1 protein-coding gene is annotated in these 586 nt (G+C 45.7%); it reads left to right on the forward strand.

The window, feature by feature from the left end; all coding sequences use genetic code 11:
• Positions 1–552, forward strand: a 552-nt coding sequence (locus R8N47_RS26875; RefSeq protein WP_318186321.1) for an alanine racemase C-terminal domain-containing protein, incomplete at its 5' end; no start/stop codon positions are given.
• Positions 553–586 lie beyond the last annotated feature (34 nt).

Consider the following 586-nt stretch of genomic DNA (forward strand, 5'->3'; position numbering starts at 1 on the left):
GCATGGCTAATTAAAGAAGCGAATCTAAAACGTGAAGATATTCTTCTGCACGTAGCGAACTCGTACACAGCGCTCAACGTACCAGAAGCTCAACTTGATATGGTTCGTCCTGGTGGTGTGCTTTACGGTGATCTACCAACTAACCTTGAATACCCTTCTATCGTGTCTTTCAAAACACGCGTAGCATCACTGCACCACCTACCGAAAAACAGCACTGTGGGTTACGACAGCAGCTTTACAACCACTAAAGAAAGCGTAATGGCGAACCTTCCTGTCGGTTACTCTGACGGTTACCCAAGAAAAATGGGCAATATGGCAGACGTGCTGATTAATGGTCAACGTGCAAAAGTGGTTGGCGTAACGTCAATGAATACAACAATGATCGACGTTTCAGATATCAAAGGCGTGAAGCCGGGTTCTGAGGTCGTTCTGTTCGGCAACCAAAAATCTCAAACCATCAATGCCGCAGAAATCGAGAAGAACGCCGACGTGATCTTCCCAGAACTTTACACCATTTGGGGCACATCAAACCCTCGCGTGTACGTGAAGTAATCTTACGACTTCCTTTTTAAACACTTCCTAACTC

This window comes from Vibrio sp. 2132-1, assembly GCF_033344315.1.